The following is a 24,569-nucleotide window of genomic DNA, read 5'->3' on the forward strand; positions in this document are numbered from 1 at the left end:
ATGTTTTTTTAGGCTATTTCTCGGTTAAATCTATTAAATCTCTAATGATAATATTGCTATGAATGCACATAAAGGATCTGCTGTACTCAGTTCTGCCAATTTAAAAGTGCAACCATCTGCAACAGGACTGACCGATAATCATCGCCTGCGGCTGTTTTCCGGCTCTGCCAATGTACAACTGTCTCAAGAAGTCGCTCGTTATGTGGGCATGGACTTGGGGCCAATGATTCGCAAAAGATTTGCAGATGGGGAACTTTACGTTCAAATCCAAGAATCGATTCGGGGTTGTGATGTCTATTTAATCCAGCCATGTTGTCAACCCGTAAACGATCACTTGATGGAATTACTGATTATGATTGACGCCTGTCGTCGAGCTTCTGCGCGACAGGTGACGGCAGTAATTCCCTACTATGGCTACGCCCGCGCCGATCGCAAAACGGCAGGACGAGAGTCAATAACCGCCAAGTTGGTTGCTAACTTGATCACCGAAGCAGGTGCTAACCGCGTTTTAGCAATGGATTTGCACTCGGCTCAAATTCAGGGCTATTTCGATATACCCTTTGACCATGTTTATGGTTCGCCAGTGTTGCTGGATTATTTGGCAAGCAAACAGCTGCCCGACGTTGTAGTTGTTTCCCCCGATGTTGGCGGTGTAGCACGAGCGAGAGCATTTGCGAAAAAGCTGAATGATGCCCCACTGGCAATTATTGACAAACGTCGTCATGCACACAATGTTGCAGAAGTGTTAAATATTATCGGCGATGTTAAAGGCAAAACGGCGGTTTTGGTGGATGACATGATCGACACTGGAGGCACGATCGCAGAAGGGGCACGATTATTGCGTGAAGAAGGAGCGCGTCAGGTATACGCCTGTGCAACTCATGCAGTGTTCTCTCCACCAGCGACGGAACGGTTGTCTAGTGGATTATTTGAGGAAGTCATTGTCACCAATACGATTCCCATACCAGAAAGCGATCGCTTTCCCCAACTAGTCGTGCTGTCAGTAGCCAATGTCTTAGGAGAAACTATCTGGCGGATTCATGAAGATACTTCAGTCAGTAGTATGTTCCGTTAGCCAATAAAAGACTGCTATTCATTTTACAGGCGTGAAGGATGAAGTTGAAGAAGAATTCAGAAGTCAGAATTCAGGAGCGGAGCCGGAGACGCTCCGCCGAGGCGTCAGAATCAAGACGCTCTCTGCGAGACGCTGCGCGTAGCTTGCTTCTCCGCAGGAGTACGAATACTCGCTCTTCGTGGCGCTATCCGCCAGTTGTACAGAATCCATTCTGAATTCTGGCTCCTGACTCCTGAATTCTGTTCGATAAAATTTTTTAACCTTCATCCTTCATTTTTTGGCCAATACCTCAATTTGTGTAACGACCCGTTCTAATTCTTCAACGATCGCAGTGGTTTGAGTATTGCTGAAGGCATTGACTAGTGACCGATAATACCATAGACTACCTGCTTTCCCTCCCTGAAAACGTTCCCAAACTGATTCCCCCAATACGCGATAATCTTTGAGAATCGACTGGGCATTATAAAGTTTATCTGCTGCTGATACGAGTAGTACTGATGGTGAAGCTGTCGGAATATGAGCAATGTATGCTTCCTTGCGTTGTCGCCAAGGAGGTTTAGGTATAGTATCGGCATCAGTACAACCATCGACAATTGCTGTGACATTTTCACCAAAACGGCGGCGAATTTCTTCTCGTGTTGCAGCACCACCTTGGTCTTCGATGGCATCGTGTAAGAGGGCTGCGATCGCTTCATCTTCATTTGCACCGTATTCTAAAGCAATACTGGCGACACCTAATAAATGGGCAATGTAAGGAACACCTGAACCTTTACGAACTTGGTTGGCGTGCAGTTGGGTGGCGTATATCAGAGCTGCGGTAAAGTGTTCTGACAGCATAGCGTTTAAAGTTCGATTGTTTGACGCTTTATTGTGACTTGTTTGCTGCGAAGATCGCTAGTTTAGGCTTAATTGTTGTCTAAGTCCTGTTGGGGTGCGATCGCACTTGCTGCAAAATCAGCCAACAACAAGATTCCGAGAATCTGAAGATGCGCGAGATAGCCGATTGCTAACGGCTAATGGTAAAAAACAATTAGCGATTCGCAATTAGCACTATGGCAAATTTTCTCCAACCGCCAACGTTACGTATTGGTCAAGACACCGAAGAAGAACGACACGCCACTTGGCTAGAACTTTTTTATGATTTGGTTTTTGTAGTTGCAATTTCTCAACTCGCCCACAATCTCAAAGAGGATATCTCTCTATCAGGATGGTTTGGGTTTGTTGTTCTATTTATACCAGTTTGGTGGTCATGGATTGGCACGACATTTTACGCTAACCGTTTTGATAGCGATGATGTCGGACATCGACTGCTTGTAGGACTACAAATGCTAACAGCAGCAGCAATGGCTATTAACATCCATCACGGTTTGGGTGAGAGTTCCCCTGGTTTTGCCATTTCCTATGCTCTCGGTCGGGTTGTGCTAGTGATAGAGTACGTCCGTGCTGGAATACATATCCCTTCCGCACGTCCTTTGACCACTCGCTACGCTATTGGTTTTGCGATCGCTGCTTTCTTCTGGTTAATATCAGCATCTAGACCGATACCCTGGCGGTTCGCATTCTGGACATTGGGAATCATCATTGATTTTGCTACACCCCTGACAGCACGTAAGTTTCAACTAGGGTTACTTCCCCACGCCTCCCACTTACCGGAACGTTTTGGGCTGTTTACCATTATTGTCCTGGGCGAAGCAATTATTGCTGTGGTCAATGGTGTTTCTGAGCAGAAGTGGGATGTTTTAACTGTGATTTCCGCCGTATTTGGTCTAATTATCGCTTTTAGCTGGTGGTGGGTCTATTTTGATAACCTGGGTGGTAAAACTATTGAGATGGCGCGGACAGAGGGAAAAATTGGTGTTGTCAATCTCTGGCTCTACACTCATTTACCGCTAGTGATTGGCATCGCTGCTGCTGGAGTCGGAGTAGAACAAATCTTGTTGAGTAAGCCAACTTTAGCACTACCAGATTCCCAGCGATCGCTCATCTGTGGTTCGGTAGCATTATGTTCGCTAGCTGTCAGCATTCTCCACAGATTTGGGATAATCCGTTATTGCAAAATCCGTTCTAATTATAGACTTGGGGGGGCAGTTTTGCTGCTAGCGATCGCTATATTTGGCAAAGGTTTGTTACCTATTGCAGTCATTGCCCTTGTCGCTGTAGTTTCTGCTGGGCAAGTAGTTCAAGATTTGTATCAGAGTCGTCCTACTACCCGCTTGGTTGACCCAAAAATCTAGTCACAACCTTATTTTTTCCGATAATTTCGTTAATTATTTTCCCTTCTGATACAAGCTCAGAAGGGAATTTTATTGGACTTTTTCTCTAATCCTTACGAGTAAACGCTTAGATTGTTCCATCACCCGCCAAAGACTTTATTTTTGGAGTCTTTTCTCATAGGCATCTATCTAATGAAGGATTTTTTATAAAAACAAATAAATATTTATATAGTTATTTAAAGATTATGTAATTAAAGTATCCAAGTTTCATGCTGTAAAGCTTAGAAATCCAGCCATTGCAGTTTATTGAAGGCAACAGAACAAAGTAAGAATGTCAAGATTAGGAGATGTACCTTGTGGAATAGAAGTCAAGTTGATGAAATATTTATTAATATAAATATAAATTCAGCATCCAAAGTTAGAAAAAATTCCTTATGGCAAGTTTTTCTCATCAATCACCAGATTCTTCACCAACGGAGCAGAAGATCGTGAACGACCAGCAACCATCAGAGTCTAAGGAATTTGTTGGAAATCTCAAGAATGGGATTTGGCTGTTTGGCCTGTCATCTTGGGTATTTGGCATTACCGATCGCAGTATTGCTTCATTTGCAGATGGCTATCTATCTGCTTTGGATCTGACGCAATTATTCACAGCAGCGACGTTCTTTGTAGCATGGCTATTTTTGAAGCCGACATCCAGAGTTTAAGATCGGCGACTGATTGAGTACGTTCAATACGCTTCGGTTAAAGGGGAAAGGGACTCATGTTTTGAATACATCCTTTACCCCTTACCTCTTAACCTTTTCCCAGACCACAAGGAAAGTTAAGGGTGCTTATCCGAACCGTATTGATTAAAGGTTAGCGAGTCTGAGAGCGTTATTATAAATTACGAATTATTTAAAGTTTTTGCAATAATTCCCAAATTGCGATGTCTACGACGGGCGTAGCTGCGGCACACTATGTCAGAATCGCTATTGTAGGCGGTTATGCTTGTTAAAAGTGGTATGTGCTTTTCAGATGTGTAGCAAATTAGGCGATCGCTTCTAACAAAAAACTTTCTGATCGTACCTCAACAGATAACCTAAGTCATCTAACGGCGAGGTTTAGCGCCGGCCAGTAATCTTTGTATTCATACCAAGATATCAAATCAGTCCGCTCCAACCGGGTTGTTATGCCGCGCAGATTCAAAGAGCTTTAAAGCGCGATCCATCCATGAGGTAGAAGAAACTGCTTGCAAAATTCAGTATTGTAAAATTGGTGTCTTAAAATCAGGAAAAAACGCTCGTGGTTCCCATTAGAGATAATAATCCAACAAAAATCACGCCTTATGTGACTTATGGACTGATTGCTGCCAATGTCCTCGCTTTTCTTTATGAAGCAAGTCTTCCTCCACAAGCATTAAATGGGTTTTTACACCTTGCGGCTGTAGTTCCACGAGAACTCACCTTAAGCTTTGCTGGTACCTCTCTACATCAACCAGTGCCAGAGTGGGCAACTTTGATTACTTCACAATTTCTGCACGGTGGTTTCTTGCACTTAGCCGGCAATATGCTGTTTCTCTGGATTTTTGGTAACAACGTTGAAGATAAATTAGGTCATGCCAAATATTTGCTGTTTTATTTATCTTGCGGTATTTTGGCATCCTTGACCCAGTGGTTCTTCGCTCAAGATTCTAGCATTCCTTCTTTGGGTGCAAGTGGTGCGATCGCAGGCATTCTAGGTGCATACATTCTCCGCTTTCCCAACGCCGAAGTTCTCGGCATAGTGCCTTTAGGGTTCTTCTTCCCAACTTTCCGCGTCCCGGCATATTTCTTTTTAGGATTCTGGTTTCTCGAACAAGCCTTCTACGGACTTGCCAGCCTCGAAACACGTACTAACATCGGTATGGAAAGCGGCGGTATTGCCTACTGGGCTCATGCAGGTGGGTTTATCTTTGGGGCAATTCTTGGCCCACTGTTGGGTTTATTTAGCGATAAATCACAGGAAGAATCTTGGTATAAATAATTATTCAGGGTATTATTAGGATTTTCAATCAGACTGATTGATTTGATAGGTGAAATTGCCTAAACTTCGCAACTGCTAGCCTTACAAGCTATATTGCAGTTAGTCAATAAATTAGGAAAAACACCTGTGTTTCCCCTCTACGACGAAAATCCGACGCGAATTACCCCGTATTTCACCTACGGGTTAATTGGCATGAATACTTTAGTTTTTATTCACGAGGTGAGCCTGTCAAATCCACAATTGAGTCAGTTTTTAAGTGAGTATGCGGTAGTACCTCAAGAGTTAACTACCAATGTGAGTGGAGAGTGGATAACATTATTTACGTCGCAATTTTTACACGGCGGTTGGTGGCACTTAATCTCGAATATGTTGTTTCTCTGGGTTTTTGGCAACAATATTGAAGACCGATTAGGTCATATCAAATATCTGATTTTTTATTTGGCGTGTGGCGCTCTAGCTGCCTTGTGCCAATGGTTCATTGGGATGAATTCTGAGATTCCTTCCTTGGGGGCAAGTGGGGCAATTTCTGGTGTTTTAGGTGCGTACATTATCCGCTTTCCCCACGCTAAAGTGATGAGCTTAGTATTTTTGGGGTTTTTCATCACCACAATCAGAATTCCAGCACTAGTTATAATTGGACTTTTCTTTGTGCAGAATGTGATATCTGGTCTTGCTACCTTGCAAACAGCCGCTAACATGAGCGTGCAAACTGGTGGAGTTGCCTATTGGGCGCACATTGGTGGTTTTGTTTTTGGGGTAATTCTTGCTCCCCTATTTGGCTTGTTTAGGCGAGACTAAGTACAGCATTTCCTAAAACTCGTAATGCCTATCAAACCTCTGCGTATCCTCTGCGTTGAAATTTCCACATTTGGAAACTAATTAGTTTTTGGCAGCACTCGTTGAAACTTCTGCTGATTTTTCTACCTCAGATGTAAATGTTGATGATTGTGCAACTTCTTCGGGTACAGAAACGATGATATCAGCACCATTGATAATTGCCCCCAATAACCCCAGTTCAGACTCAACCAATTGATCAATAGTTTCACCTAGCATATTCTCTTGTGTATAGTGTGGTCGCGCCACTAGGACGATGCCATCGCTGTAGGGTTGGATTAATAAAGGGTCATTGGATATGCTGAGGGGACTAGTGTCTAAAATAACCAAATCAAAACGTTCGCGGACATCCTCCATCAGCCGTCGCATTTCGCTGGATTCAAGAATAGCAGCCGATTGGCGCACAGGACCAGGACTTGGAAGAATGTATAAATTTTGTACATCAGGAACTAAATGAATACATTCACTCAAATTAGCGTAATAACGCAAGGGTTCAATACTGGCGTCGGGATCAGGAATTACTTTCAAAGACGTACAACGGGAAGGCGATCGCAAATCTGTTTCGATAATCAAGGTTCTTTTACCAGCACGGGCAGAAGCTATACCCAAGTTATAAGCACTTGCTGTTTTACCCTCTAGGCTGCTGGTGCTAGTAATCAACACCACCTTTAAGTTTTTACCACCAATCCGGCGCAGATTACTACGGAATTTCTCATAAAATTCTAAATAAGCAGAATCCTGGGAAAGTACCACCGGCACTGCGTCTTTATCCAAATCATCAACTGGCATTAAAGGCAATTCTCCCAATAGCGCCACTTCTCGTTGCTTGAGACTCTCGCGGATATCCTCTCTGGTTTTGAAAGTCCCTTCCAGCGATCCCAGTAAAAATATCACTCCGCCACCAACCAACAGACCCAAGAAACCACCCACAGCCAGGGTAATAGGTACACTCTTAGGAGGTTTGATATCCACAGTGACTGTGGGCCGTCTGGCAATGCTGAGGCTGCTGGTGGTTTCTGCCTCTGCGGTTTTAGCATCGGTTAGCTTCACCTGCATTTGGTCATAGATGGCTTTTTTGAGTCCAACCTCCTGTTCTAAACGCGATCGCTCTAATTGCTTATTGGGTATCAAAGAATACTCTCGCCGGAGTTGCGCTTCTTGTTGAATTTCTTGGGCTAGTTGTTGTTGCAGCGTTTCCCCCTGGGTTTGCAAGGACACCATTTGGTTTGCCAATTGCTGCCGGGCTGGATCTAAGCTGCTTTGGGCGCGAATACCTGCAATGTTACCTCGAAGCGGAGCCGCAGCGCCATCACCACCTAACACCTCAGCGGCACGTTGTTGCAGTAATTCTTCAGCAGCTTGTTTCTGACGCAGCAACTGAACCATCGTTGGGTGTTCAGGTCGCAAATCTTTTCTGAGTACGGCGATTTGCGACTCACTTTGATAAATTTCCGCTCGCAAGTTACCAATAATTGGATCGGCACTCAAAGCAGAAGAAATATAAGCTTGTCCAGCTGTTAACCCTAATTTATTTTCTAAACTGCGAAGTTGACCATCAATCCCAGAAATAGTTAATTGCATTTGCCGTTGGAGATTTTGGCTGGCAGTAATGCCGTTGAGCAAACTGCCATTCTCTGCTGCTAATATTGCGGTTCGTTCGATGCGATCGTACTGTTCCAACTTCTTCTCAGCAACTTGTAGTTCTCGTTTAGTTTGGGGTGTGCGATCGTTAATTTTTTGAATAATTGCTTGTAATCGCCCAGTATTAATATCACTGCTCAACTTGATCATTGCTTGCATCAATTCCGCCAAGACCTCTGTAGCTCGTTTGGCGTCACTATCTACATATTTCAATTCCAAAATACTAGATTCCAATTCTCCACTCCTGGAGTTTTTTTTAGGTAGAGAAAGGACGACATTGGTACCGAGCTGTTTCGGTTTAACATTCACTTTTTCTGCCACTGCCGCAATTATCTGGTTTGATAGTAAAACTTCCTCATTTAGTTCCTTTCCTTGCTGTTGGATTTCACTACCAGTTGCAGAAAAAGAAACTGGGGGACCACTATAGGTAAGTGCACCAGATGCTATATAGCTAGTAGGTGGTTCTGGTTGTACAGCTACCACTGTTGCCCCTGCTACAACTAAAGCAAAACTAGATAATCCAATCCACTTGTACTTATCAAAAGCAATCAGATAGCGCTTAACAATTGGTGGGGTCATGGTCGCTTTGCTCCAATTCAAAATTCAAAATGACGTTCGCAGACTCTCGTAGAGAAGCTATGCTGAAGGCTTTACGCTGCGATAACAAAATTCAAAATCAGGAAGCACCAAACTAAAGATAGTGGCTTTGATACAAGGACGCTATCAACTTCCTACTGTATATAGCTTTTCTATCTTGGTGAGGTACACTCTTACGAGTAAATCTCTTGCTAGATAAAGGTTTTTATATACTTCATGCGAGTGAAAACGGCTATATCTCGGTTGATACCTTTAATCTTTTTTCATTAATCAATTAAAATAGAAGTGGCTTCCTCCACTCCAAACTATTTCTAGGTTGTATCCTACTTTTCTTTTAGAGTCACTAATTTTATCTACCGCTACCGATTTGATCCACCGCCGCCGATGTCGTCAAAAAACCGCAGAAAGGACTGGACATTAAAGAAGGGTTGGGTAATGGTAGTCAGGAAATTAGTAATTCTACCGATGAGGTTCCGACCAACAACAAGAACATCATTATCTTGAAGTGGTACATTTTGAGACGCATCGCCTCCTAGAGCTTTTTTAGCATCAAGTTTCTGGGTAACAGCTTTACCTTGTTCAGGATCAAAACGAACTAAAGCGATATCCCGGAGGTTAGCAGTGTCGAGATTTACTCCTCCCAAAGCATCTACAAATGTACTGCCGTTAGGTAGTGCTTGAATGTTAATACCTCCCGCAGCGTAATTTAAAACCCGGACTCTAATCTGTGGTGTAGCTAAGGATGAACGTGCTACCAAATTGCGGTCATAACCGTCATCATTGCCAACTTCATGACGGGGTACGAGTATGGCATCTCCGTCTTGTAAGCGTAAATTAGGTATTGAACCGCCATTTTGCAGTGCTGCGTATAAGTCAATAGTTTGTGAAACTACGGAACCATCGATTAACTTCCGGCGTACTTGCACTTGGCGCAGGTCTGCATTCAACGTTGAACCTCCAGATATGAGCAAAGCATCAGCAACGCGGGGTGTTGATGAATTAATCGGATAAATCCCTGGTCGAAATATTTCCCCACTAATGGTAACTTGAACTGGTCGCGTCCCTGCCAAAGATACTACCACAATCGGATCTGGGAAAATACGACTTAAACTCAAGCGAATTTTTTCTTGAGCTTCTTCTAAAGTTAAACCTTGTAATGACACTGTTCCCACTTGTGGCACTACAATGTTGCCTTCTGGACTAATTACAGCTTGAAAGCTTAAATCTGGACGCTGCCCTGTCAGGGCTAAAACTATGACTGGATCAACGACATAACGATTTAAACCCAAGCGAATTTTTTCTTGAGCTTCTTCTAAAGTTAAACCTTGTAATGACACTGTTCCCAGTAGAGGCACCACAATGTTACCTTCTGGATTAATTACAGCTTGAAAGCTTAAATCTGGAAAGCGCTGAACCGCAACGCTAATTGCATCTCCTATTCCTAAACGGTATGAACCAGGAGGACGCTGAAGTACAACGCCAATTGTGTCTCCTGGACCCAAGAGGTAGCGGCTGAGTTGGGGGGAAATTTCGTCATTTGCATTTTGAGGTACAACCTCAGTACCTGGCACAGGCGAGGGGGGTTGCCCTGGTGATTGTCCTGGAAAAGGCTGGGCAACAACAAATTGGATAGGTGTTGTTAAGAAAACTCCTACTTGAAGACTGACAAAACACAGGGCGCTGAATGCACGCATATTATAAAAACTGAGATGAACATCGGTGTAGAAAAACTGATATAAGAATTTAGTCGCGCCGAACGGTTATCTTACTCTAAAAATGTCCTCAATGTCTCTTTTCGCTGCAAGTATTTGCCAAAAAAAGTAGAAAGATTTTGCCAATTTTGATTTCATGTTTTTAACATCTTTGTAGCCATTTTTTAACTGACTTTCAGCTTGACTGCGATTATAGAGATACTTCTGATTAATTCTGCAAAAACGCATCTGTAACAGAGTCTACAAAGCGTCTGCCATCAATGCAGCTTGCACCGTTTCTCCGATAGACTGGGCTAAAGACCAAGATGTTTCTACCTGCCCCAAAGGTTCCATTGGAATCAGAATGCTCACGCCTACCCAAGGAGTACGTTGCTTACGCCATTGTGTCAATTGATCTGCCAAAAACCAGTGTAAAGGTGATGGATTTCCACCATCTGGCATAGCGTACCATTGCAAGACAGCGAAAGTTTGCTGTGGTGTGAAGGCGCGAAAGAACCTAGCTTCTACTTTAGTTTTGACATTAGAAGCCAAATTTGCAGGCGGTTTCACAGTAAATTCAGCAGAGCGATATTGAGCTACATCCCACTTTCCCCAGCGTGATCTTCCCCAGCCGTTAACGTCTGTCCACTCTACCTGTGGTTGATCCATAGGCCCATTTTGTGGCAGCAAAAGCAGGATTGCCTGTGATGTCGAATCTTCTTTTTTAATTACCTGTAAAGACCATTTATGTTCGCCAATTTGCTGTTCTGCTTGTTCAATAATTTGCCAACCAGGAAGAGTTAAACCAGTTTTGCGGATCTGTTTTAATTTGTTGAGGGTAGTAACAGGTGGCGGCTGTTTCCATTGCCACTGTCCTGTTAGGTATCCGGGAATTCCTCCCATCGCCAAGAGCAGTAGCAATAACAAAAGTGCTGCTACCTGACTCAATTGGTTTTCCTTAAAAAACTTAGAGAAAGAAATCATCAGTAAAATTTGCAATACTTAGTCAAAATTTTACTTTATAAAATAACATCATGAGTTCAGTAATTTTCACAATCTACCCAATATTTTTCAAATATAAAGGCTATTCACTCGTGAAAACGCTGATATGTAGGGATTGGCATGGGGTATTGGTTATTTCTACCGAGTTCCCCATCTCCCCAGTTCAACTTTCTCCTTGTTGTTGAGTTTCTGGAGATGGTGAGAAATAGCTATTAATCCAGTTCAGTAAGGGTACTAATGACACCAGCATACAAGCAGAGTAAAGATCACCACCCCAGCCCTCATGCAGCCATTGAAAAGCCCCTTCTTGACCTGTGCCGTGAAAGAAAGTCAGTAAAGTATTACGAATAATATTTGCAATAATACTGATTAGTAAAGCAATAGATAAAAACGATACAGTTGTGCGGCGTGAAGACAAAGCGCCTGTCCAATAAAGCAGCATCAAGCCGACGTAGAGAGTAGTGAACAACATTTTCAGCCCTGCACAATAGGGGGCAACTTCCACAATCCGTCCTCCCACGTAGAGATTTATCTCATCTACAGTTACTTCCATACCAAATTGATTCAGTATGAAACCTGCTGTGCCAGCGATGAAGCTTTGGAGAGGTAAGGTATAGGGAGCAATGAGGTAGGGTACTGCGGTTGGGGTTGCCAGAAATACCAGTAGCAGGGGAAATCCTTGCGATCGCAAACCCGATATCCCTTTATACCACAAGCACAACCCTGCTAGGATCACGGGTAAGGAAAGGTTAACCCACTCTGTAACACCACTAAGATAAAACACTGCCCCTAATAACAACAAAACAGCGCCTAAAGGATGGCTGGTATCTGGCAAACGTCTCCACTTTTTCCGGTTCATCCAGCCCAGATAAGCAGCAAATGGTAAACCAATAATCCCGTGGCTGAAATATTCGTGTTCTGTACTGATATTTTTATACAGCCAACCATTTAACCAGTGTAACAATATAGGAGCATAAAGCAGTAGCAAGACGCTTAAAATAGCTAGATTTAATAAGCCTGAGGGATTTCTGTTTTTAACTTGTTGCTGGAGTGTCATGATTTTAAGTAATTCCAAAACTGTCAGTAATTAAGTAGTGAGTAGTCAGATGTTTTACCATTGAATTAACTTCAGGCTAACACGCTGCCAAGATCAGCAGGGGATGGTTTATCTACCTGAGAAATTGTTGAGACTGCATGAGCGATCGCTGCTACAACTTCTTTGATTTGGCTACTTTTCAAACCAGGATACATCGGTAATGATAATATTTGCTTTGACAACTTCTCGGCTTGAGGAAAATCCCCAGGCTGATAGCCTAAGTTGGTAAATGCTGGCTGAAGATGACAAGGAATTGGGTAATGAATGCCAGTTTGAATTCCCACTGCTGTTAGTTGTTCCTGGATCTGTTGACGTTCTATGGGGCAAGAATCATCTACTTTAATGACATAAAGATGATAAACGTGTCCTGCACCACTTTGGTTTTCCATAGGGATAATCCCAGCAGATGCTAAGGGTGCTAGTTCGTGATCATACTCCTGGGCAATACTCAGGCGATCGCGATTCCACTGTGGTAAATATGGTAATTTTTGCTGCAAGATAGCCGCTTGCAAAGTATCCAAGCGGCTATTCGTACCTAATTCAGCATGAAAATACTTTTGCGATGCACCGTAATTTCGCAAACGCCCCATCTTCTGGGCTACATCTAAATCTCGTGTCAGCAGCATTCCCCCATCTCCAAAGGCTCCCAAATTTTTGCTGGGATAAAAACTAAAAGCTGCTGCTATTCCTACCGAACCAGCATAATATCCATCTCTTTGGGCAAGGTGTGCTTGTGCTGCATCTTCAAAAATTAGGAGTTTGTAGGTATCGGCAAATTTCAATAGATCGCGTGGTGATACCATTTGACCATAAAGATGCACAGGAATAATTGCTTTAGTATGAGGCGTAATTGCCTTTGCTGCTGCTTCTAAGTCAATTAAAGCTGTTTGGCTCACGCAATCTACCAGAATTGGTTTAGCACCAGCGCGTAGCACCCCAATTAAGGTTGCAACAAATGTGTTTGCTGGTAAAATAACTTCATCACCAGCCCCAATATTACACGCTTGTAATCCGAGAGCGATCGCATCTGTTCCTGATGCAACACCAATTCCATATTCTGTCCCACATACTGCCGCAAATGCTGCTTCAAAATCTGAGAGTGCTTGCCCTAAAATAAAATCTCCCTGTTCCAATACAGATTGAATTGCATACTGTAGCTGCGTTTGAATTGGTTCGTGTTGTAACTTCAGGTCTACAAAAGGAACTTTGATAGTCATTTTATTCATTACTAGTTATCCTCAAAACTTAAATATCAAAACTATGCTTTACAAAATTTAATCTATTTTTGCTTTAACAGTAAAGTTTAGGTTGATTACATTTATGAAAAAAAATACTAATTTTTTCACCAACAATGACTAACTTTAGGAATTTTTTACATATTTTGGTGCTGATATTGGTAACTGCAATGTTTTCTTAGATGGCAAAAATATAGAAAATTCTGCACAATTTTTGGCATAAAATTGTCAGAAATTTAATCTATCGGGTGAAGAGTTACATAAACTATTTAGTACCGTTACACAAAACTATTTTTATACCACAATATATTTTTGTAAGTAGATTTACGTTGTATGTAGAATCGGGATTTTCCCTTCTATACATAAAAAATCACAGACCCTTTGTATTGTATCCTTACCATTAGCTTACCCTGACTGAATCCAAATCTAACGCAGTTTGATTGCAAAATCTCAAGTAATAAAGACTACACCAATCTTAAGTAGAGAATATTCAGCATCAGGAACTATTAACTGGTAAATACCGCATCGCCGACCTGAATGGAAGGGATAAAAAACTTTTGCCCCTAACTTGTTTGTCAGAGGCAAAATTAGGGAATGCTTAAAGATAGGAGTTGATAACCTAGAAATAGGACTTGTATCAATTACAGTATCGAGAAATTATTAAGGTAGCAGTGGCAATGGTAGAGCCTGAAAACAAATTATTTGCCCTAAGGGATGGTTGGACTTCTCACGAAACAAGAGAACAACAACGCCTCAAAGCTTTGTCAGATTTAGGTTTGCGGCAACCAGAAACGATTCCGGTTTTTGAAGAAGCCACACAGACTGCTGCCCACTTTTTGGAAGCACCAATTTCCATATTGGGATTTGTGGATCAAGAACGCCACTGGTTCAAGTCGGCGGTGGGCTTATCTAGGCTGGGACTAATGAATCATTTGGCACAAAACCGCCAACTATCACGCCGAGAATCCTTCTGCACCCAGGTAGTAGAGAGCTTCCAAATGTTCGTAATCAACGATACACATAAAATTACAGACCCAGTACTTGCTAGCAGCAAATTGGTTCAGGATTATGGTATTCGTGCTTACTTAGGAGCGCCACTAATTGATGCTGAGGGACATTGTTTGGGTGCATTGGCGGTGATGGATTTAGTGCCACGTAATTTTACACCCCGAGACATTGAGTTTTTACAAATCATCGCTCGTTGGAGCATGAGTGAATTTGAGCGTAACCGACTCCTGCAATGGAAATTTGAATCAAGCACTCCCAAAAGCACTCCTATATTTTCCCGCAATGACGAGCGTAATGCTGAGATTAGAGTTACCCCACCGACTCACACTCAAGATAGCGATTCTATTTCTACCAAGCAACTGAAACTGGAACTTTTGGGTCAGCTAACTCAGGAGTTACGCACGCCCTTAACATCTGTACTCGGTATGGCTAGTGTTTTAGGACGTGAGATTTACGGCCCTTTGACGACTAAGCAGAGAGAATATTTGGAAATTATCCAACATAGTGGTCGGTACTTACTTTCCTTAGTAAACGAAATTACCGAACTAGGAGCTATGGATGATAACTCAACTATACTGAATCTAGCTCCAGTGGATATTGAAATGCTATGTCAACAAGCTATCAATACCTTAGAAGAAGTCGCTAATCGCCGCGAACAAGATATTCGCCTGTCTATAGAACCAGGACGCAATCGCATTTGGACTTTAGATAAAGAAAAGGTGCGGCAAATCCTCTATCACTTGGTTTTCAGTGTTATTCAACTTTCGGCTACAGGTAGCGTTGTTCGCATTCATGTTTCTTACAAGGAAGATACGCTCAACATTACTATTTGGGTTTCCCATCCTTGGCTTGGGGACGGTATAACTGAGGTTGATCCCTACTTCCGTCTTAATTCTTTATCGCTCCTGGAGCTAACAGGTGAGGTAGCAACTTACAATACTCTTGCAGGAAGCCAAGAGCAACCAGTTACTTCACCAGTAGCAGTGGACAATTCAAAAAACTTGAGTGATTCCTACTCAAAATTCTTTGCTGCTAGTTCAGGTATAAATTTAGCTAAATCACATGGAAGTCTTTCTCGTGAAAGCTTGGGTCTGTTGCTAAGTTGTCAACTGGCAGAATTACACGGGGGACAAATTTTGATTCAAGGTTCATCAGAATCAGGATATCGTTATGTGCTTTCTTTGCCACTGCAAATGTCAACTTCTCCAAAAGGAATTAGCGATGTCTAATTACAGTCAATAGGGAAGAGGTTACAGGTGATAGGGAAAGATAAATTCATGGTTTGTTGTGTACTAAATATATAAAGGGCGGTTTTGAATTAAGATGATTCTAAAGTGCTTTTGGCTTAAAGGTAGTGGGTGATGGCTATGAATAACAGCACCATCTCTAAGAAAGCAATCTACATTATTACCTTTTTATAGCTATACGCATTATGATCAATTCCAAGTTCTGCGTCGGCAGGCTAATTGATCGCAATGTTTTTTATGAATTTAGTCTGGCAACGATTTACTCTATCATCTTTACCGCTCAAAGAATATCTTGCTACCAGTTACGTACATCGTTCTCTGGTGGGGCTGTTAAGTTCTTGGCGGCAAACTAGCATCTTAATCCAGTGGGGAGATGCGATTGCAGCTGCTTTACTGAGTTTAGTGTATGCCCTTGTACCTTTTGCTTCAAGTACATTGGTGGGCTTGCTGCTGGTGGCTTGTGTCGGATTTTGGTTGTTATTGACTTTATCTGATGAAGCAACACCAGCAAATGTCTCGTCAGTCACTCCCATTCACGTGCTGGTATTGCTCTACTGGGTAATTGCCGCAGTCGCAACAGCATTATCGCCAGTGAAAAAGGCGGCACTCAACGACTTGGCAACGTTGACCTTGTATTTGCTCCTATTTGCCCTTTGTGCCAGGGTACTGAGGTCGCCTCGCCTCCGGTCTTGGATTATCATCCTTTACCTGCACGTATCGTTAATTGTCAGTGTATATGGATTGCGGCAATGGTTTTTTGGAGCCACAGCACTGGCAACTTGGGTTGACCCGGAATCTCCTCTATCTAAGACTACAAGAGTCTATAGTTATTTAGGTAATCCTAACTTGTTGGCTGGATACCTTTTACCAGCAGTAATTTTTAGCTTAGTGGCAATTTTTGCATGGCAAAGCTGGCTCAAAAAAGCTTTAGCATTAACGATGTTAATTGTCAATACCGCCTGCCTGATTTTAACTTTTAGTCGTGGTGGCTGGATTGGACTAGTGGTGGCAGTTTTGGCTGTAATGGCATTGCTAGTTTATTGGAAGAGCGTGGAAATGTCTCCTTTTTGGCGTACTTGGTCGTTACCAATTGTCTTGGGAGGTTTGATCGGGGTATTGGTGCTAGCAGTGATATTTGTACCCACAGTTCGACTGCGCGTGTTCAGTATTTTTGCTGACCGCAAAGATAGCAGTAATAATTTTCGCCGAAATGTGTGGGATGCTGTGTTCGAGATGATTCGCGATCGCCCGATTTTCGGCATTGGCCCCGGTCACAACTCTTTCAATAAAATTTATCCCCTCTACCAACGCTCTGGTTACACTGCTTTGAGTGCCTATTCGATTTTGTTTGAAGTGACTGTAGAAACTGGCTTTGTTGGTTTAGCCTGCTTTCTCTGGCTAATAATCGTGATATTTAATACAGCATTTTTGCAAGTGCAACGATTGCGACAATCTAGAAGCGTAGAGGGATTTTGGCTAATTGGAGCGATCGCTACTTTGCTGGGTATGGTAGCTCATGGCACTGTTGATACTGTGTGGTATCGTCCTGAAGTCAATACTCTTTGGTGGTTTATGGTTGCCTTAATTGCTAGCTACTGGACACCTTTCGCTCAAAACCAGACAAATTCGATTAATTCCGAACCAACAGTAAACTAACATCAGAAAGTTGTCAGTTGTTTCACTAGTCACAACTGACAACTAAGAATTTTTGAATGAGTAAATTTTGAATTGTTTAATCCTTATAGGTAGCAGTCCCAGTAGCATTGGGATCGCGGTAACGGGTTGGTTCGTCGTCACGCTTTTTCCCAGCCAAACCAGCTAAACCCAATAAACCAAATAATCCCAGCCAACCCCAATCAAAGTCGTTGCGATCGTTGTCAGTGGTTGTTGTTGGAGCAGTATTTACTCCAGCGTCAGGAGTCGTCTGAGCATTTGTCTGAGCTTGTGCGGATAGAGTTAAAGGCAAAATTGCCATACTCAAGCTGAGAATGCCAGCGCCAACAGCTGCGGTGAAATTACGTTTCATTGTGAAAATTCCTTATGCCATACGAAGTTACTCATTACTTTATCGAGTCCCAACCTCAGCAAAATCAATCTGCGGCTATAAACTAGGCATTTTCACAACTCACCCTGTGGATATATAATATGCTTTTTCCAGTAATCCATTTCTCACCGAAACAGTGCTGAGTGCTGAGTAACGAGTGCTGAGTAAAAAAGTAATAATTGCACTCAGCACAGAAGGTTTCAATCCCACTTCGGCAAGCTCAGTGCATCGCCTAGATTTATCTATGGGGTTACTCAGCACTCAGCACTCCTGAACCAGTGCTGTAGTTTGGTCACACTAACCCTCACCTCAATAGTTTTTCATTGCCCGTTGAATGTCACGCTGATCTTGGCGTCGTTTGAGGTCTTCTCGCTTGTCATGGAGCTTTTTACCTTTGCCAAGGGCTATACTCACTTTTACCCAGCCTCGTTTGAGATACATTTTCAGAGGGATTAAAGTTAAACCCTGCTGTTCTACTTTGCCAATTAGCTTGCGGAGTTCTTGGCGATGCAACAGCAGCTTGCGTGTACGGCGTGGTTCATGATTAAAATATTGTCCACTAGCGGTATAAGGCGAGATATGCATATTGATCAACCATGCTTCGCCATTGCGAAGCAAAGCATAGCCATCTTGGAGATTGACTTTACCCGCACGAATCGACTTCACCTCGGTTCCTGTCAACTCAATTCCAGCTTCGTAGGTTTCCAGAATTTCATACAAATAACGGGCTTGGCGGTTGTCGCTAATAACTTTGTAACCTTCGTTCTTGTCGCTCATTGATAATTTTGTGTGCTTTAAATGTACCTAAAAAATTATTTGGGTTGCCTTGTGAATTATCGGGTGTATTTTAGAATCGCTAAAAATCCTGAACTGTATATCACTAATTTAACTTTTCTAAGTTCGCAATTAAAACTTTTCCGGCAACTTTAAGTTCCCTGAGGATTTTAGTCATTACTCATTGGTCAAAACCTGTAGACAAAGGACATTTATGTATATTTATGGAGCTTTTGGAAAATGATGAAGTCAATAATTTACAAGCTGGTGAGCATTTACTCTAACTTATTGATCAATTGTTACAAATTACAAAGCTCTCTGTGCTTCCCAAACAGGTCAAAGGTAAGTTACACTTCGTTAACCCGTCCTAAATATTTAAGATTTTCTTTATAAATAAACCTTAAGGCAGTTATTAGCTGGTTATGTGTCATGGTATTAAACATAAGAACACTATTCTTGCCTGTGTTGACTGATATAGCACGTAGAAGCAAATTTCTGAGTAAAAAAATGCTAGGGGTGTATTGTCTATGCCCTTGACGATCCTTGTAGTGGATGATGATTTGGGTACTCGTTTGTCTGTTAGCGATTATCTTGAACTGTCTGGCTACTCGGTGATCACAGCTAATGACGGTCAAGAGGCTTTGGTTATGGTGGATGATCATCATCCTGATTTAATTGTCACGGATATCGTCATGCCACGGATGAATGGCTATGAATTGGTACGTCGGGTGCGTAAACAATCAGTGTTTCGTTTATTACCTGTAATTTTATTAACAGCCCGCACTAAGACGCAAGAAAGAATTCTGGGCTACCAGTCAGGGTGCGATTTATACTTACCTAAGCCTTTTGAACTGCAAGAGTTAGCAGCAGCAATCTGCAATCTTTTGGAGCGATCGCAAATCATTCAATCAGAGTATAGCTTTTTTCATAAAGATAAATTGGGCATTTCCGCCTTGACAAAAACGGTAGATGCCCATAATTCTCTGTCCACTCAAATTCAGAAATCTCACTTGCACTTATCCTTAACTCATAGAGAACAGGAAGTCCTAGAGCTATTGACTCATGGTCTTTCTAATGCCGAAATGGGCCATCAGCTACATCTGAGTCCTCGAACAGTGGAAAAGTACGTTAGTAGTTTATTAAGAAAAAGTTCAACCAGCAACCGAGCGGAATTAGTGCGTTTTGCGATTAAGCGTGGTCTGGTGGAATAAAAAAAGTCAAGAGTTAAGAGCGAAGCCGGAGAGTGAGAAGTTAACAAGAGAATAGGTAACTCCTGTACAGATGTGATTAATCGCCTCTGTACTCCTAACTCATACTCATACTCATAACTCATAACTTTAGCTTATTAGTTTTTGGCTGGTAACGTATGTGAGCAGACCTTCACAAGCATCGATCAGTAAATCAATCACCTGATTAAATCCTTCTTGACCACCGTAATAGGGATCTGGAACTTCCTTTAGAGTGTGTCGAGAGCAAAACTCGCACATCAAACGCACCTTATGCTGATGCTGCTTAGTTTGATCAAGAGTGAGGATGTTTTTATAATTCTCTTGATCCATCGCCAAAATCAAATCAAAGTCTTGAAAGTCTGACTTTTGAAACTGGCGTGCTAGACCACGCAGTTTAATTCCCAACTTCATAGCCGCCGCCGTACTCATGCGTCTGTCAGGTGGGCTACCAATGTGATAACTAGATGTACCGGCAGAGTCACAGAGGATGTGTTCGGTCAAGCCAGCCTGCTCAATTAAATGATTCATAATGTTTTCTGCCGATGGCGATCGGCAAATATTACCTAAGCAGACAAACAGCAACTTGTAAGGCATAAATATTCATTGTCCTTTGTCAATAGTCATTAGTCCTTTGGCCAATGACCAATGACTAATTACTAAAATCCAGGTAACTCCAACCCACTGGTTAATTCTTCCATACGTTCCCGCATTGTTGCTGTGGACTTGTTGTAGGCTTCTTTCATTGCTACTGTCACGAGATCGGAAAGCACTTCTGCACCTTCCCCTAAAGCATCTGGAGAAATTTCCACTCGCTTGGGTTCTTGGTTGCCACTGACAATCACCTTTACCAGACCACCGCCAGATTCTCCTTGAATCTCCATTTGCTCCAATTCTTCTTGGAGTCGCTTTGCGCCTTCTTGAACTTGCTGCGCTTTCTTAAAAGCTTCGGCTAATTCTTTCATTTTTCCTAAGCCAAAGCCGAATCCCTGTCCTTTTCCTGTCATAATTAGTTGTACGCGTGTGCGTTGAATAACAAATCAAATTCAATTATAGATGCGGTAAGTAATTTGCCTCTTTTTTTACCAATAATTAATGCGTTATGGAATGGGGAGTCGGGAGTAGGGAATAAATAAGGAATAAATAGGGCATTGGTTATTTCTCCCCCTGCCTCCCCTGCTCCCTGATCTTTGCCACTCCCCATTCCCCATTCCCCATTCCCCATTCTCCATTCCCTATCCACAAGCACCTTGAAACTCTCCGAGCATCTTGACTTCTGTCTCTAAATTAATAGACCACTGTTCTTGTACCTGATGTTGGATGTGGCGAATAAGACAGAAGATGTCACTAGCCTTTGCCCCACCACGGTTAACGATAAAATTAGCATGGAGTAATGCTACTTGTGCTCCACCAATTTGGTAGCCTTTCAGACCAGTTTGTTCAATTAACCAACCAGCAGTGTAAGGTTTGGGATTGCGGAACACACTGCCACAACTGGGAAAATTATATGGTTGGGTGTTCAAACGATGCTTTTTGTGTTGCTTGGTGATCGCCACAACTTTTTCTGGGTCAGTACCCGGCGCTAGTTGTAAGGTGGCTTGGGTAACTATACGTTGGCAACGCCTCTCCCTTCGTGCAGCGTCTTCGCCAGGAGAAGGAGACTCGCCACCTTGTAATAATGAAGTCCGGTAGCTATAACCTAACTGATCGGGGGTCAGGGTTTCTAACGTGCCATCAGGTGAAAGTACCTGGGCGCTAACTAACATATCTGCGATACAGCTATTGTGTGCCCCCGCATTCATGACGACGGCGCCTCCGGCTGTTCCAGGGATACCAACAGCCCATTCCAATCCTTGCCACCCCAGTGCTGCTGCCTCCCATGCCAAGCTGGGAATTGATTCTCCGGCTGCAACCGTTAATTGACCTGTTTTTGAGTCAAAATAGCTGTAGCGCAGATGACGAGTAGCAATGACTAAGCCTGATATACCGCGATCGCTCACTAGCAAGTTAGAACCTGCTCCTAGTATTGTCACCCTTAAATCATGTTCTTTTGCGTATTTAAGACTTGCTTGCAGTGCTTCTAAGTTTCGCGGAGCAACGTACCAATCAGCTGCTCCCCCAACTCTATAGGAAGTAAACGCTGACAAGGAAGCCTGTGGTTTGATTACACAATCAGTATTGGGTAAGTAAATTACTTCACTCTGGGCCGAATTAGCTGTTTGGTGTTTCTTTGTATTCAAAGCTGAAACTGTGCAGACGTTTCCAACTGCCTGGGAAATGGTCATCTTTACTTTTATTGGTAAAATTTTTACACTTATTTACCGTAAAGATACGGTAATGTAGTTAACAGATAGATGTTCCTAGACGGGCGCTTTGCTCAGAAATCAAACTTCGCAAAGTTTCTACTTAGGATGTGGCTTTAGCAGGTTCGCAAAGTGTTGTCATTACTTCTGGAATCACCTGATTCAAGTTCCCAGCCCCCAAAAACAGCGCCAAATCTCCTGGGCGTAGTGTTTGTAGCAAGTACTGACACACTGAGGCTAAGGTTGGTTGATAAACTACCTGCGGATGCTGTTTAGCAATTTCCGCTGCTAGTTGTTCACCACTAATTTGCCCTAAATTTGGTTCACCTGCACTGTAAATATCAGTCAATACCACCAAATCAGCATGAGTGAAAGACTCGGCAAATTCTTCTAAAAAGGTCAGTGTACGGCTATAGCGATGGGGTTGGAAGATGGCAACCACTCTTTGCCCTGGTCTTGCTTGTAGACGTGCTGCGGCGAGAGTAACGCGAATCTCGCTGGGATGATGAGCGTAGTCATCAATGAAGGTAATACCATCGACTTCACCCCGAAACTCGAAGCGGCGTCTTGCTCCTTCAAAGGTGGCGATACCTTTGGCAAGTTCTCCGAATTCTAAGCCCAGAGCGCGACCAACGGCCACCGCTGCTAAGGCATTACTGAGATTATGCCGACTGAGCAGCCGCAAATTCAACACGCCCAAAGCTTTGCCTCTTTCCCAAACTAAAGCTGTGGTGCCATCTGCACGATAATCAACATTAGTAACGGTGTAGTCAGCGTCGGTATCTGAGTGTAAGCTGTAGCTGATTGTAGGATGCAAGCGATCGCGCACTGTCGCACAGTCAATGCTACCTATTAAAGTCTTGCACCCTTTAGCAAACGTCTGGAAGGTGTCGATTACTTCTTCTAATGTATCGTAGTGGTCGGGATGATCGAGTTCAATATTGGTAATGATGCCAATTTCGGGAGCGTGTTTTACCAGAGAACCATCAGATTCGTCTGCTTCGGCTACCAAGTATTGGCTTTGTCCCAACCGAGCATTACCAGACCAAGCATTGACTTCGCCACCGACTAAAATCGTTGGGTCTAAACCAGCTTCCAGAAGCATATAACCAATCATGCTACTGGTTGTAGTTTTGCCGTGTGTTCCTGCCACTGCAATACTGTAATAATCTGCTATTAAGGCGGCTAGTACATCTGAACGATGTAAAATTGGACAACCCAATTCCAGCGCTGCTTTATATTCTAAATTATTCGTGTTAATTGCTGTTGAACAAATTACTTGAGGCAGTCTTGAGTTAGTAGCAACAGGTAATTGTTCTTGTGAATTTAATACTACTGCATTCGCCAATACCTGAGGGCGAAAGAATTCAAGATTGCTTGCCTCTTGTCTGCCAAAAATATGAGCACCGATAGATTCCAACTTATGTGTAATGTGGGTTGGACGAAGATCCGAACCTGATACTGGAAAATGACGCTTGGCGAGGACGTATGCCAGAGCAGACATACCTATGCCACCGATGCCAATGAAATGAAATGGTCTACCACTAAAATCTACAGAATTAGTCATTTATTGTTCCTCTTACACCACACCACACCATAATCACAAATGACACGCGTATCATAACAGGAATTTGATTTTTACCGTAACTGCTCCTGTATTATGTTTATGTTTGATGCCCAGATAATTTTTCCGCTCTGGTTTTCCTTGTTCAAAATGATTTTACCTTGGTTGGAGGTTTTTGCTATTTCTGAACTGTTGTTAAGATTATTCTGAAAATTTTGGCCGCATCGGGAAAGAAATTCTTGTAATGTCAAATACATATTTTTGGCTACCTTACTGGAATTGACTACGATAGTACATTGTTAGTGAAACTGATTTTAAATTGCATTAAGTCTAAGCGTGAATTGAGTACAATAGTACATTGGTAATGAAACTATTTTTCAATTGCATAAAACCCAGGCATAACTGGATGCAACAACTTGCAATTTTTGGTGGCACATTTGATCCAATTCATTGGGGACACCTGCTTTTAGCTGAGACAGCTTTGCATCAAGCATCCCTTGAAAAGGTAATTTGGGTGCCATCCCTAAATCCGCCTCACAAAGAAGCAGCTTTGTTTGAGCATCGTGTCCAAATGCTGCAATTAGCCATAAAAGATAACTCAGCGTTTACTGTCTCACTAGTGGAGGCAAATCGCTCTGGGACTTCCTATGCCATTAACACCCTGATTGACTTATCTGTTTGTTACCCAAATACTCACTGGTATTGGATTGTGGGCTTGGATACTTTCCAAACCTTACCCCGTTGGTATCGTGGACACGAACTAGCACAAATGTGTGATTGGTTAATCGCACCCCGGCTGCTAGGTGGTGAGACTATAACTCAAAGCAAATTAATCTGCAAGCAAGTGGAGCAACAACTGAGGGAACAGTCTAGTACCATTCACTGGCAACTCTTAGATATACCTTTAGTAGGAGTTTCGTCAAGTCTAATTCGCAAATTTTGCCGCGATAACTTCGTCAACGCCAAGGGAATACGCCACTCAATTCGTTATTTAGTCCCGGAACCGGTTAGATCA

At 42.7% G+C, this 24,569-nt stretch carries 21 protein-coding genes; 9 read left to right on the forward strand and 12 right to left on the reverse strand.

Going from position 1 to position 24,569, the window contains the following annotated elements; translation table 11 throughout:
• Positions 1–58: 58 nt before the first annotated feature.
• Positions 59–1,075, forward strand: a complete 1,017-nt coding sequence (locus tag ACEW80_RS22995) for a ribose-phosphate pyrophosphokinase (protein WP_373528813.1) — start codon at positions 59–61, stop codon at positions 1,073–1,075.
• 270 nt (positions 1,076–1,345) lie between these two features.
• Here the strand turns inward: ACEW80_RS22995 and ACEW80_RS23000 are convergent, their stop codons facing one another.
• Complete coding sequence (locus tag ACEW80_RS23000) at positions 1,346–1,912, reverse strand: HD domain-containing protein (protein ID WP_373528814.1); 567 nt, start codon at positions 1,910–1,912, stop codon at positions 1,346–1,348.
• 215 nt (positions 1,913–2,127) lie between these two features.
• Here ACEW80_RS23000 and ACEW80_RS23005 point away from each other — a divergent pair, with 215 nt between their 5' ends.
• From ACEW80_RS23005 to ACEW80_RS23020, 4 genes are all read left to right on the forward strand, one after another.
• A complete protein-coding gene (locus ACEW80_RS23005) occupies positions 2,128–3,309 on the forward strand; it encodes a low temperature requirement protein A (RefSeq protein WP_373528815.1) in 1,182 nt (393 codons plus the stop codon).
• A 467-nt stretch (positions 3,310–3,776) separates the two neighbouring features.
• Positions 3,777–3,995 (forward strand): hypothetical protein, encoded by a 219-nt coding sequence (locus ACEW80_RS23010; RefSeq protein ID WP_196518457.1) that lies wholly within the window; start codon positions 3,777–3,779, stop codon positions 3,993–3,995.
• A 577-nt stretch (positions 3,996–4,572) separates the two neighbouring features.
• A complete protein-coding gene (locus ACEW80_RS23015; protein WP_373528816.1) occupies positions 4,573–5,292 on the forward strand; it encodes a rhomboid family intramembrane serine protease in 720 nt (239 codons plus the stop codon).
• A 126-nt stretch (positions 5,293–5,418) separates the two neighbouring features.
• Positions 5,419–6,090, forward strand: coding sequence for a rhomboid family intramembrane serine protease (locus tag ACEW80_RS23020; RefSeq protein ID WP_373528817.1), 672 nt, complete (start codon positions 5,419–5,421; stop codon positions 6,088–6,090).
• An 81-nt stretch (positions 6,091–6,171) separates the two neighbouring features.
• On the opposite strand, the gene ACEW80_RS23025 is transcribed toward ACEW80_RS23020, so the two are convergent.
• From ACEW80_RS23025 to ACEW80_RS23045, 5 genes are all read right to left on the reverse strand, one after another.
• Positions 6,172–8,346, reverse strand: a complete 2,175-nt coding sequence (locus tag ACEW80_RS23025) for a GumC family protein (RefSeq protein ID WP_373528818.1) — start codon at positions 8,344–8,346, stop codon at positions 6,172–6,174.
• 377 nt (positions 8,347–8,723) lie between these two features.
• Entirely contained in the window at positions 8,724–10,058 is a 1,335-nt protein-coding gene (locus tag ACEW80_RS23030; RefSeq protein ID WP_373528819.1) for a polysaccharide biosynthesis/export family protein, read from the reverse strand.
• Positions 10,059–10,316: 258 nt separating this feature from the next.
• A complete protein-coding gene (locus ACEW80_RS23035) occupies positions 10,317–11,039 on the reverse strand; it encodes a cyanoexosortase B system-associated protein (RefSeq protein WP_373528820.1) in 723 nt (240 codons plus the stop codon).
• 181 nt (positions 11,040–11,220) lie between these two features.
• Positions 11,221–12,114, reverse strand: a complete 894-nt coding sequence (gene crtB / locus ACEW80_RS23040) for a cyanoexosortase B (RefSeq protein ID WP_373528821.1) — start codon at positions 12,112–12,114, stop codon at positions 11,221–11,223.
• Between the two features lie 71 nt (positions 12,115–12,185).
• Positions 12,186–13,370 (reverse strand): DegT/DnrJ/EryC1/StrS family aminotransferase, encoded by a 1,185-nt coding sequence (locus tag ACEW80_RS23045; protein ID WP_373528822.1) that lies wholly within the window; start codon positions 13,368–13,370, stop codon positions 12,186–12,188.
• A 695-nt stretch (positions 13,371–14,065) separates the two neighbouring features.
• On the opposite strand from ACEW80_RS23045, the gene ACEW80_RS23050 reads away from it, so the two are divergent.
• Together ACEW80_RS23050 and ACEW80_RS23055 are read left to right on the forward strand one after the other, a co-directional pair.
• Positions 14,066–15,625 (forward strand): GAF domain-containing protein, encoded by a 1,560-nt coding sequence (locus ACEW80_RS23050; protein WP_373528831.1) that lies wholly within the window; start codon positions 14,066–14,068, stop codon positions 15,623–15,625.
• Between the two features lie 255 nt (positions 15,626–15,880).
• Positions 15,881–17,299: an IctB family putative bicarbonate transporter gene (locus ACEW80_RS23055; protein ID WP_373528823.1), complete on the forward strand. Its 1,419-nt coding sequence runs from the start codon at positions 15,881–15,883 to the stop codon at positions 17,297–17,299.
• 76 nt (positions 17,300–17,375) lie between these two features.
• Here the strand turns inward: ACEW80_RS23055 and ACEW80_RS23060 are convergent, their stop codons facing one another.
• Positions 17,376–17,669 (reverse strand): WGxxGxxG family protein, encoded by a 294-nt coding sequence (locus tag ACEW80_RS23060; protein WP_373528824.1) that lies wholly within the window; start codon positions 17,667–17,669, stop codon positions 17,376–17,378.
• Positions 17,670–17,996: 327 nt separating this feature from the next.
• Complete coding sequence (smpB, locus tag ACEW80_RS23065) at positions 17,997–18,464, reverse strand: SsrA-binding protein SmpB (RefSeq protein WP_334785882.1); 468 nt, start codon at positions 18,462–18,464, stop codon at positions 17,997–17,999.
• A gap of 524 nt (positions 18,465–18,988) precedes the next feature.
• On the opposite strand from smpB, the gene ACEW80_RS23070 reads away from it, so the two are divergent.
• Positions 18,989–19,672: a response regulator transcription factor gene (locus ACEW80_RS23070; RefSeq protein WP_373528825.1), complete on the forward strand. Its 684-nt coding sequence runs from the start codon at positions 18,989–18,991 to the stop codon at positions 19,670–19,672.
• 126 nt (positions 19,673–19,798) lie between these two features.
• Here the strand turns inward: ACEW80_RS23070 and ACEW80_RS23075 are convergent, their stop codons facing one another.
• From ACEW80_RS23075 to murC, 4 genes are all read right to left on the reverse strand, one after another.
• Entirely contained in the window at positions 19,799–20,284 is a 486-nt protein-coding gene (locus ACEW80_RS23075) for a low molecular weight protein-tyrosine-phosphatase (protein WP_373528826.1), read from the reverse strand.
• Between the two features lie 62 nt (positions 20,285–20,346).
• Positions 20,347–20,694 carry a YbaB/EbfC family nucleoid-associated protein gene (locus ACEW80_RS23080; protein WP_292762183.1) on the reverse strand — a complete coding sequence of 116 codons (348 nt, stop codon included), beginning with the start codon at positions 20,692–20,694 and terminating at the stop codon, positions 20,347–20,349.
• Between the two features lie 228 nt (positions 20,695–20,922).
• The gene (murB, locus tag ACEW80_RS23085) at positions 20,923–21,972 is read right to left on the reverse strand and encodes a UDP-N-acetylmuramate dehydrogenase (protein ID WP_373528827.1); all 1,050 of its coding nucleotides are present in this window, start codon (positions 21,970–21,972) and stop codon (positions 20,923–20,925) included.
• A gap of 121 nt (positions 21,973–22,093) precedes the next feature.
• The gene (gene murC / locus ACEW80_RS23090; protein ID WP_373528828.1) at positions 22,094–23,557 is read right to left on the reverse strand and encodes a UDP-N-acetylmuramate--L-alanine ligase; all 1,464 of its coding nucleotides are present in this window, start codon (positions 23,555–23,557) and stop codon (positions 22,094–22,096) included.
• Positions 23,558–23,960: 403 nt separating this feature from the next.
• On the opposite strand from murC, the gene nadD reads away from it, so the two are divergent.
• Positions 23,961–24,569 (forward strand): nicotinate (nicotinamide) nucleotide adenylyltransferase (gene nadD / locus ACEW80_RS23095; RefSeq protein ID WP_373528829.1); only part of this gene is annotated, 609 nt, incomplete at its 3' end.

Source organism: Nostoc sp. (assembly GCF_041747015.1).
Lineage (GTDB): Bacteria > Cyanobacteriota > Cyanobacteriia > Cyanobacteriales > Nostocaceae > Nostoc.

Coding starts and splice junctions, on each gene's coding strand:
- ACEW80_RS22995 (WP_373528813.1), top strand. CDS start 59: ATGAATGCACATAAAGGATCTGCTGTACTCAGTTCTGCCAATTTAAAA.
- ACEW80_RS23000 (WP_373528814.1), bottom strand. CDS start 1,912: ATGCTGTCAGAACACTTTACCGCAGCTCTGATATACGCCACCCAACTG.
- ACEW80_RS23005 (WP_373528815.1), top strand. CDS start 2,128: ATGGCAAATTTTCTCCAACCGCCAACGTTACGTATTGGTCAAGACACC.
- ACEW80_RS23025 (WP_373528818.1), bottom strand. CDS start 8,346: ATGACCCCACCAATTGTTAAGCGCTATCTGATTGCTTTTGATAAGTAC.
- ACEW80_RS23030 (WP_373528819.1), bottom strand. CDS start 10,058: ATGCGTGCATTCAGCGCCCTGTGTTTTGTCAGTCTTCAAGTAGGAGTT.
- ACEW80_RS23035 (WP_373528820.1), bottom strand. CDS start 11,039: ATGATTTCTTTCTCTAAGTTTTTTAAGGAAAACCAATTGAGTCAGGTA.
- crtB (WP_373528821.1), bottom strand. CDS start 12,114: ATGACACTCCAGCAACAAGTTAAAAACAGAAATCCCTCAGGCTTATTA.
- ACEW80_RS23045 (WP_373528822.1), bottom strand. CDS start 13,370: ATGACTATCAAAGTTCCTTTTGTAGACCTGAAGTTACAACACGAACCA.
- ACEW80_RS23050 (WP_373528831.1), top strand. CDS start 14,066: ATGGTAGAGCCTGAAAACAAATTATTTGCCCTAAGGGATGGTTGGACT.
- ACEW80_RS23055 (WP_373528823.1), top strand. CDS start 15,881: ATGAATTTAGTCTGGCAACGATTTACTCTATCATCTTTACCGCTCAAA.
- ACEW80_RS23060 (WP_373528824.1), bottom strand. CDS start 17,669: ATGAAACGTAATTTCACCGCAGCTGTTGGCGCTGGCATTCTCAGCTTG.
- smpB (WP_334785882.1), bottom strand. CDS start 18,464: ATGAGCGACAAGAACGAAGGTTACAAAGTTATTAGCGACAACCGCCAA.
- ACEW80_RS23070 (WP_373528825.1), top strand. CDS start 18,989: ATGCCCTTGACGATCCTTGTAGTGGATGATGATTTGGGTACTCGTTTG.
- ACEW80_RS23075 (WP_373528826.1), bottom strand. CDS start 20,284: ATGCCTTACAAGTTGCTGTTTGTCTGCTTAGGTAATATTTGCCGATCG.
- ACEW80_RS23080 (WP_292762183.1), bottom strand. CDS start 20,694: ATGACAGGAAAAGGACAGGGATTCGGCTTTGGCTTAGGAAAAATGAAA.
- murB (WP_373528827.1), bottom strand. CDS start 21,972: ATGACCATTTCCCAGGCAGTTGGAAACGTCTGCACAGTTTCAGCTTTG.
- murC (WP_373528828.1), bottom strand. CDS start 23,557: ATGACTAATTCTGTAGATTTTAGTGGTAGACCATTTCATTTCATTGGC.